Below are 7215 nucleotides of genomic sequence, written 5' to 3' on the forward strand. Positions count from 1 at the left end.
CCCCCAGCCAGGGGAGCGGCCGCACGACCGTTTCGTCACGCGCCCTTCTGCGACGCCGTCCGGCGCAGCCTGATGTTCTCCAGCCGGTCGAACCCGTCCAGCAGGCCCTCGCCCAGGCCGCGCAGCCGGCGCATCGTCGAGGGCGGCATCAGCACCGCCCGCACCCGCCTGGCCCGCGACACGGTCGCCGCCAGCGCCTGGCGCACCCGGCGCAGATCCTTGCCCATCGGCGCGATCTCGCCCGGCTCCCTGGCGTACAGCACCCGCTCCACCGTCGAGGCGATCGCCGCGATCGACGCCGCCGCCTCCGCGTCGAACTCGTACTGCTCCGTCAGCCGCCGCGCCAGCGCGCGCGGCGTCTCGCTCGCCCCGCGCGCCATCCCGTAGTCGCACAGCGCGTCGTCCAGCTCCGCCCAGGCGGCCGCGACCGCCGGATGGCGGCTCGCCACCACCCTGGCCGTCACCTTGTCCGACGGCTCGCTCACCTTCCAGCCGAGCGCACGCACCCGCCTGCTGCGGGTGAACAGCCGCACCGCGGCCGGGACGAGCAGCACCAGCAGGAGCACGCCCGCGCCGAGGCCGATCTGCGCGATCAGCGGGGTCGACTCCTCCGGCGGCACCCCGCCGTTGGCCAGCAGCGCCGCCTCACGGTCGAGCTGACGCGGGTTCTGGCGGTTCTGCGGGCCCAGCGCCTCGCTGTCGGGGCTGCCCGACGAGCCCGGCGTCGGCTCATCCGCGCTGCCCGTCGAGCGGGTCTGCGGGATCGTGTACGCGGGCACCCGGGCGCTGCCCTGCCCCGCCGACCCCGCCGGCGTCGGCTCGAACGGCAGCCAGCCCACGCCCTCGAAGTACAGCTCCGGCCAGGCGTGCGAGTCGTTGGTCGCCACCGTCCACTGGCCGCCGATCTGCGTGCCGCCCGTGTAGCCGATCGCCACCCGCGAGGGGATGCCGACGACCCGCGCCAGCAGCGCCATCGAGGCCGCGAACTGCTCGCAGTAGCCCGCCCGGCTGGCCAGGAGGAAGTCCTGCAGCGCCGAGTTGCTGTGCCCCTGCGTCTCGAGGCTGTAGACGAACCCGCCGGTCCTGGTGAAGAACTGCTGCAGCTTCACCGCCCGCTGGTAGCCCGTCTCGGCGCCTCTGGTCTCCTGGCGGGCCAGCTCCCTGATCTCCTCCGGCAGGTTCTCCGGCAGCTGCAGGTAGCGCGGGTCGGCCGCCTCGCCGCCCGGCGGCAGCGAGTCGAGCACCTCGGAGGTGACCTGCGGCTCGCCCGACAGCACCTGGTACTCGAGCCCGGCCGCCTCGTCGACGGTGGAGAAGACCATCAGCGTGCTGACGTCCGCGCGCCAGTCGCCGTCCACCTGGATCGCCCTCGGCGGGTACGGCAGCGGCAGGAACGACAGCTTGGAGATCTCCTCGCTCATCGTGATCTGCGTGCTGACGTCCGCCACCTTCACCTCACGCCCGAGGCCGGGCGGCGGGGGCAGCGGGCCGTTGTCCGTCCGGTTCTCCGGAGCGCCCTGCGGCTGCGTCATCCCGAACTGCTCGCCGTCGAACGTGTCGAGCGCGTAGATGCGCAGGTAGCGCGGCCTGCTGTCGTTGTTCGTGTAGGTCAGCACGGTGCGCCGCTCCGGCAGCTCCAGCCGCCCCTTCAGGTCCGCGATCGGGTCCGGGATGCTGATCGAGTTGCCCCGCCCGGAGCCGCTGCCGCCCACGCCGAAGGTGAAGAAGGAGACCGGCTCCATCGCGGGCAGCGCCGCCGGCACCACCACCGCCAGCGCGATCGCCGCGAAGCCGATGCGCTTGCCCGACAGGCGCAGCCCGCTGGTGTCGGCCTGCCCGCCCGCCCGCGGCGTCTGCTGGGCCGCGCGGGTCCGGCGCACCAGCACCGCCCGGCCCCAGTGCCCCACCCGCTCGCGCCCGTCGGCGATCAGCAGGCTGGTGAAGCCGAGCGCCGCCAGGATGAATGCCGGCCAGCTGATCGGGTCGGCCAGGATCGTGGCCGGCACCGTGGCCAGCGCCAGCAGCGGCAGCCCCGCCAGCGCCGCCCGCCGCAGCCGGGAGGCGAACAGGTCGACGATGATCGCGATCACGCCCACGCCGCCGGAGGTCAGCAGGGAGATGGGCTCGTTGGCGGGCACCGGCGCGGCGTAGCGCTGGATGTCGGCCCACCCGGTGGTCAGCAGGTCGGCCAGCTCCAGCACCGACTCCTTGGTCGGCACCACCAGCGCCCAGGCCTCCTCGGCGGTGAAGGACACCGTCAGGTACAGGCCCAGCGCGGCCACGCTCACCAGCGCCGCCGCCCACGACGGCAGCGACAGCCGCCCGCTCACCAGGCTCGCCGCCATCACCGCCAGCACCGCGCCCAGCGACGCCCAGAACCAGGAGCCGCCCTCGAAGAGCGGGTAGAGCAGGATCGCCGCGGCGAACGTCGCCACGGCGGACGCCACAGAAAGCCTCATGCCGAACCTCCGCTGAGCACGTACCTGCCGCGGCTGCCGGCGTCCTGCCAGACCGAGGCGATCGAGACGCCCGCGGGCAGCCGGACGATCCGCCAGCCGTACCCGGCCAGCACCGTCTGCACGGCGTCGTAGTTCTCCGTCTGCCCGCCGTCCCAGGTGCCCACGTCGAGCAGCACCGCCACCGCGGTGATGCCGCTGTGCCGCAGCCGGGCCAGCTCGCGGGCCTCCTCGGGGTCGAGCGAGCCGAGCACGGCCACGATCAGCCCGTCGCCGCCGCCCTGCCGCAGCGCCGAGACGCCCATCTCCAGCGACCTGGCCGAGCTGCCGCGCACCATCGCCAGCGTGTCCAGCAGCGACCAGCTCAGCCCGGTGTCCGTCAGGTGCTCGGCGCCCTGGTCGGTGACCAGCCGCAGGCCCAGCCCCTCACGCGCCAGGTGCACGCCGATCGAGGCCGCCGCCGAGACCGCCACCTCGAAGGAGGAGCGCGGGCCCTCGCCGCGGTGGGCGAAGCGGCGGGTGTCGAGCAGGAGCGCGCCGCGGCTCTGCCACTGCTGCTCCTCGCGCCGCACCATCAGCTCGCCGTGGCGGGCGGTCGAGCGCCAGTGCACCCGGCGCAGGTCGTCGCCCTGCCGGTACTCGCGCGGCGCGACGTCGTCGTCGCCCGCCGCCGCCACGCTGCGGGTGCGGCTGTCGCCGCCGCCGGTCCACTCGCCCGACAGCCGTACGTGCGGCAGCGCCACCACCTGCGGCGTCACCACCAGCGTGTCGGTGATCGTGAACGCCCGGGTCAGCTCCACCAGGCCGAACGGGTCGGCGATGCGCACCGACAGCGGCCCGATCGGGTAGCGGCCGCGCAGGTCCGAGCGCACCTTGTAGTCGATCTCCCGGACGCCGCGGGCCTCCACCCGGTCCAGCACGAACCGGGGCCGCACGCCCAGCGCGTACGGGACGGTGTCCTCGATCAGCAGCAGCCCGGTCGGCAGCCTGGTCACGTTCTCCAGGCGCAGCGTCACGGTCGCCTCGCCGCCCGCCTCCGCCCTGGCCGGGTCCAGCCGCCTGGCGCAGCTCAGCCGGTAGCGCGTGCGCGCCACCACCAGGGCGGCCAGCAGCGGCAGCGCCGTCACCAGCACGCCGATCCTGAACAGGTCGTCCTCACCCAGCAGGAACGCCATCACCAGCGCGGCGATCCCCGAGGCCAGGAACGAGCGTCCCCGCGAGGTGAGCGCCCGCAGTCCGGCTCTCACGACGCCCGGGTCTCCGGCACCGGCACGCGCCTGACCAGCTCCGCCACCACCTGCTCCGGCAGCCTGCGCTGGCCCTGCGCCTCCACGCTCGGCAGCAGCCGGTGCGCCAGCACGGGCACGGCCAGCTCCTGGAGGTCGTCCGGGATGACGTAGTCGCGGCCCGACAGCGCCGCGTTCGCCCTGGCCGCGCGGACGAGCTGCAGCGTCGACCGGGGGGAGGCGCCCAGCCGCAGGTCCGGCGAGTGCCGGGTGGCCACGACCAGGTCGATGGCGTACTTCTTGACCGGCTGCGACACGTACACCCCGCGCACGGCCGCGATCAGCGCGCGCACCTCCGCCTCGGTGGCGACCGGCTGCAGCCTGTCCAGCGGGGAGGTGCCGCCGTGCACGTCGAGCATCTCCAGCTCGGCCGTCGGCTCCGGATAGCCCATCGCCACCCTGGCGGTGAACCGGTCTCGCTGCGCTTCCGGCAGGGGATAGGTGCCCTCCATCTCGATCGGGTTCTGCGTCGCGATCACCATGAACGGCGCGTCCAGCTCGTACGTCCTGCCGTCGACGGTGACCTGGCGCTCCTCCATGCACTCCAGCAAGGCCGACTGCGTCTTCGGCGAGGCGCGGTTGATCTCGTCGCCGACCACGATGTTGGCGAACACCGGCCCGGGCTTGAACTCGAACTCCCGGGTCTGCTGGTTGTAAGCGCTCACACCGGTGATGTCGCTGGGCAACAGGTCGGGGGTGAACTGCACCCGGCGCACGGGACAGTCGATGGACCGCGCCAGGGCCTTGGCCAGCATGGTCTTGCCGACTCCCGGGACGTCCTCGATCAACAGGTGGCCCTCGGCGAGCAGGACGGTCAGCGTCAGGCGGACGGCGTCGCTCTTCCCCTCGATCACGGACTCGATGGCCTGCCGGATCCGGTGCGCGGTGGAGACAAGCTCGCCGAGCTGGGGAGGGACGTCATGGGTTACTGCCACCAGGCCTCCATGAGAGGTGCGACGGCCTGCCCCGCCCAAGGGTGCCTTTGCGGGAGACATGCCATTGTTTTCCATTATCTGTACGACCCTACGACTCTGTGGGTTCCGGAGCGACTTTTGCGGATATTCCAGAGAAGCCAGAGGTTGTTCATGTTCATGTCGCATTGCGGTGCGAATGCCGTGACACCGCCCCCCGCGCGGCGCGCCACTTTCCCCCACCGCCGCCCCCTCTAGCGGCTCCGCCGGTTATTCGCCGGGCTTTTCCCGCTTCGACACGCCCACGGGCCGCCGTGCGGCCGCCCCCGCCCCCCACCCGACCCCATCGCGCTGACCTGCGATAACGCGTGGAAAACGACGGATGAACCGGGTTCGAATCAGTTGACGGTGGGGAGAAGTGGAGTATGGTGGTGCGCAGTGGAGGGCCCGGTGCACCAGCGCCGAGCGCTTCACGAGGCACGGGAGGTGGGGCCGATGTTCCTCGGCACCCATCAACCGCGTCTGGACGACAAGGGACGGCTGTTCCTGCCGGCTAAGTACCGTGAGGAGCTGGCGGAGGGTCTTGTGATCACCAAAGGCCAGGAGCGATGCCTCTACGTCTTTCCCGTGGAGGAGTTCCAGCGCATAACCGAGGCTCTCAGCACCGCCCCGGTCACCGCCAAGGCGGTGCGCGACTACAGCCGCGTCTTCTTCGCCAGCGCGTCCGACGAGAAACCAGACAAGCAGGGACGCATCACGATCCCGCAGGGGCTGCGGCAGTACGCCGGCCTGCAGCGTGACTGCGTGGTCATCGGTGCCAACACCCGGCTGGAGATCTGGGACGCGCAGGCATGGGACACCTACCTCAACGCGCAGGAGCAGGCGTTCGCCGACCTGTCGGAGGAGGTGCTGCCAGGGATTCTCTAGAAGTCACGGTCGAGCCGTCGGAGATGTCGTTCGGCGAGGTCTCCACCCGCAACCACTGCCGGCCAGCTGATGCACCTTCCCCGGTGTCAGATGGCAGGCGTCCACGAAGAGGGTGCGGATGGGGACCTGGCCGGACGGCACCGGGGTGGGGACCCTTTGCAGGACGGACACATCGACCGGCCGCGTCATCCGCGAGCCAGGACGCGAGAGGGGGGTTTGGAGATGCACGACGACGCAGCCAAGGGCGGTCACGTTCCGGTCATGCTCGAGCGCGTACTGGAGCTGCTCGCTCCGGCGCTCACCGGCCCGGACCCCGTCGTCGTCGACGCCAACCTCGGCCTCGGCGGCCACGCGGAGGCACTGCTCGCCGCGCACCCCGCGCTGCACCTCATCGGCATCGACCGCGACCCGTTCGCGATCGACCACGCCACGCGCAGGCTCGCCCCCTACTCCGGGCGCACCACGCTCGTCCACGCCTCGTCCGACGAGATGGCCGCCGTGCTGGCCCGCGCCGGGCGCACCACGGTCGACGGGGTGCTGTTCGACCTGGGCGTCTCCTCGCCCCAGCTCGACGAGGCCGAGCGCGGTTTCGCCTATTCCTACGACGCCCCGCTCGACATGCGCATGGACACCGACCAGGAGCTCACCGCCGAGGTCGTGGTCAACACCTACCCCGCCGCCGAGCTGACCCGCATCCTGCGCGTCTACGGCGAGGAGAGGTTCGCCCCGCGTGTCGCGGGCCTGATCATCAAGGAACGGGCCAAAGACCCCATAACGTCGACGAAGCGGCTGGCCGACATCGTCCGCGAGGCGATTCCGGCCGCCACCCGGCGCACCGGGGGCAACCCCGCCAAACGAACGTTCCAGGCGCTGCGCATCGAGGTCAACGCGGAACTGGCCGCCCTGGAGGCGGCCCTGCCCGCGGCCCTCGACGCGCTGGCGCTCGGCGGGAGAGTCGTCGTGCTCTCCTACCACTCCCTGGAGGACCGGCTCACCAAGCAGGTCCTCACGGCGCGAACCAAGGACACCAGCCCGCCCGGGCTGCCCGTCCCGCTGCCGGCTCACCAGCCGCGGTTCCGCCTCCTGACGAGGGGAGCCGAGCTCCCGAGCGAAGAAGAGCTGACCCGCAACCCGCGGGCGGCTTCGGCCCGGCTCAGGGCCGCAGAGAGGATCCGTGTTGACGACCAGGACTGAGCAGGAGACCCGGCGGGGCGCGCCCGCCCGCGGCACTGTGCCCACGACCGGTCCCGCGGCCGGGAGCACGCCCGCGGCCGCGGCCGGACCGAAGACCGGCAGGCGCCGGCCCGACGTCCCGCACCCGGCCAAGCCCGTCCCCGAGACCGACCCGCGCCCGGCCCGCGGCGCCCGCCCGTCGCCCGACACCAGATCCCGCACCCCCCGCCCGGCCGCCGACCGCGCGGGCCGCCCGGGTCCTGACGCTTCCGGGCGTCCGGGACGTACGGGCGCCGAGCGCGCCGAGCGTCCGGGGCGGACGGCCGCCGACGCGGAGCGCTCCGGCGCGGCGCGCACGGCACGCACGGCGTCCGACGGCGCGCAGCGTACGGGGCGGACGGCGGCCGAGCGGTCCGCCGGCGCGGCCTCCGAGCGCGCCGGCCGCACCAGGACCGAGGCCGC

5 protein-coding genes and 1 pseudogene are annotated in these 7215 nt (G+C 73.0%); 3 read left to right on the top strand and 3 right to left on the bottom strand.

Annotation, left to right across the window (positions count from 1 at the left end; genetic code table 11):
- Positions 1–35 precede the first annotated feature (35 nt).
- From KME80_RS19905 to KME80_RS19915, 3 genes are read right to left on the bottom strand one after another with little or no spacing between them, the layout of a single operon-like run.
- Entirely contained in the window at positions 36–2459 is a 2424-nt protein-coding gene (locus KME80_RS19905) for a transglutaminase TgpA family protein (protein ID WP_219507279.1), read from the bottom strand.
- Positions 2456–3703: a DUF58 domain-containing protein gene (locus tag KME80_RS19910; protein WP_219507281.1), complete on the bottom strand. Its 1248-nt coding sequence runs from the start codon at positions 3701–3703 to the stop codon at positions 2456–2458. The genes KME80_RS19905 and KME80_RS19910 overlap by 4 nt, the downstream gene beginning before the upstream one ends.
- Positions 3700–4737, bottom strand: coding sequence for an AAA family ATPase (locus KME80_RS19915; protein ID WP_372455369.1), 1038 nt, complete (start codon positions 4735–4737; stop codon positions 3700–3702). The genes KME80_RS19910 and KME80_RS19915 overlap by 4 nt, the downstream gene beginning before the upstream one ends.
- Positions 4738–5148: 411 nt before the next feature.
- On the opposite strand from KME80_RS19915, the gene mraZ reads away from it, so the two are divergent.
- From mraZ to KME80_RS19930, 3 genes and pseudogenes are all read left to right on the top strand, one after another.
- A complete protein-coding gene (gene mraZ / locus KME80_RS19920) occupies positions 5149–5580 on the top strand; it encodes a division/cell wall cluster transcriptional repressor MraZ (RefSeq protein WP_219507284.1) in 432 nt (143 codons plus the stop codon).
- A 222-nt stretch (positions 5581–5802) separates the two neighbouring features.
- The gene (gene rsmH, locus KME80_RS19925) at positions 5803–6774 is read left to right on the top strand and encodes a 16S rRNA (cytosine(1402)-N(4))-methyltransferase RsmH (RefSeq protein WP_219507286.1); all 972 of its coding nucleotides are present in this window, start codon (positions 5803–5805) and stop codon (positions 6772–6774) included.
- Positions 6758–7215: pseudogene (locus tag KME80_RS19930) on the top strand (hypothetical protein); the annotation flags it as partial. The gene rsmH and the pseudogene KME80_RS19930, both read left to right, overlap by 17 nt.

This window comes from Nonomuraea ceibae (genome assembly GCF_019396325.1).
GTDB classification, from domain to species: Bacteria; Actinomycetota; Actinomycetes; order Streptosporangiales; family Streptosporangiaceae; genus Nonomuraea; species Nonomuraea ceibae.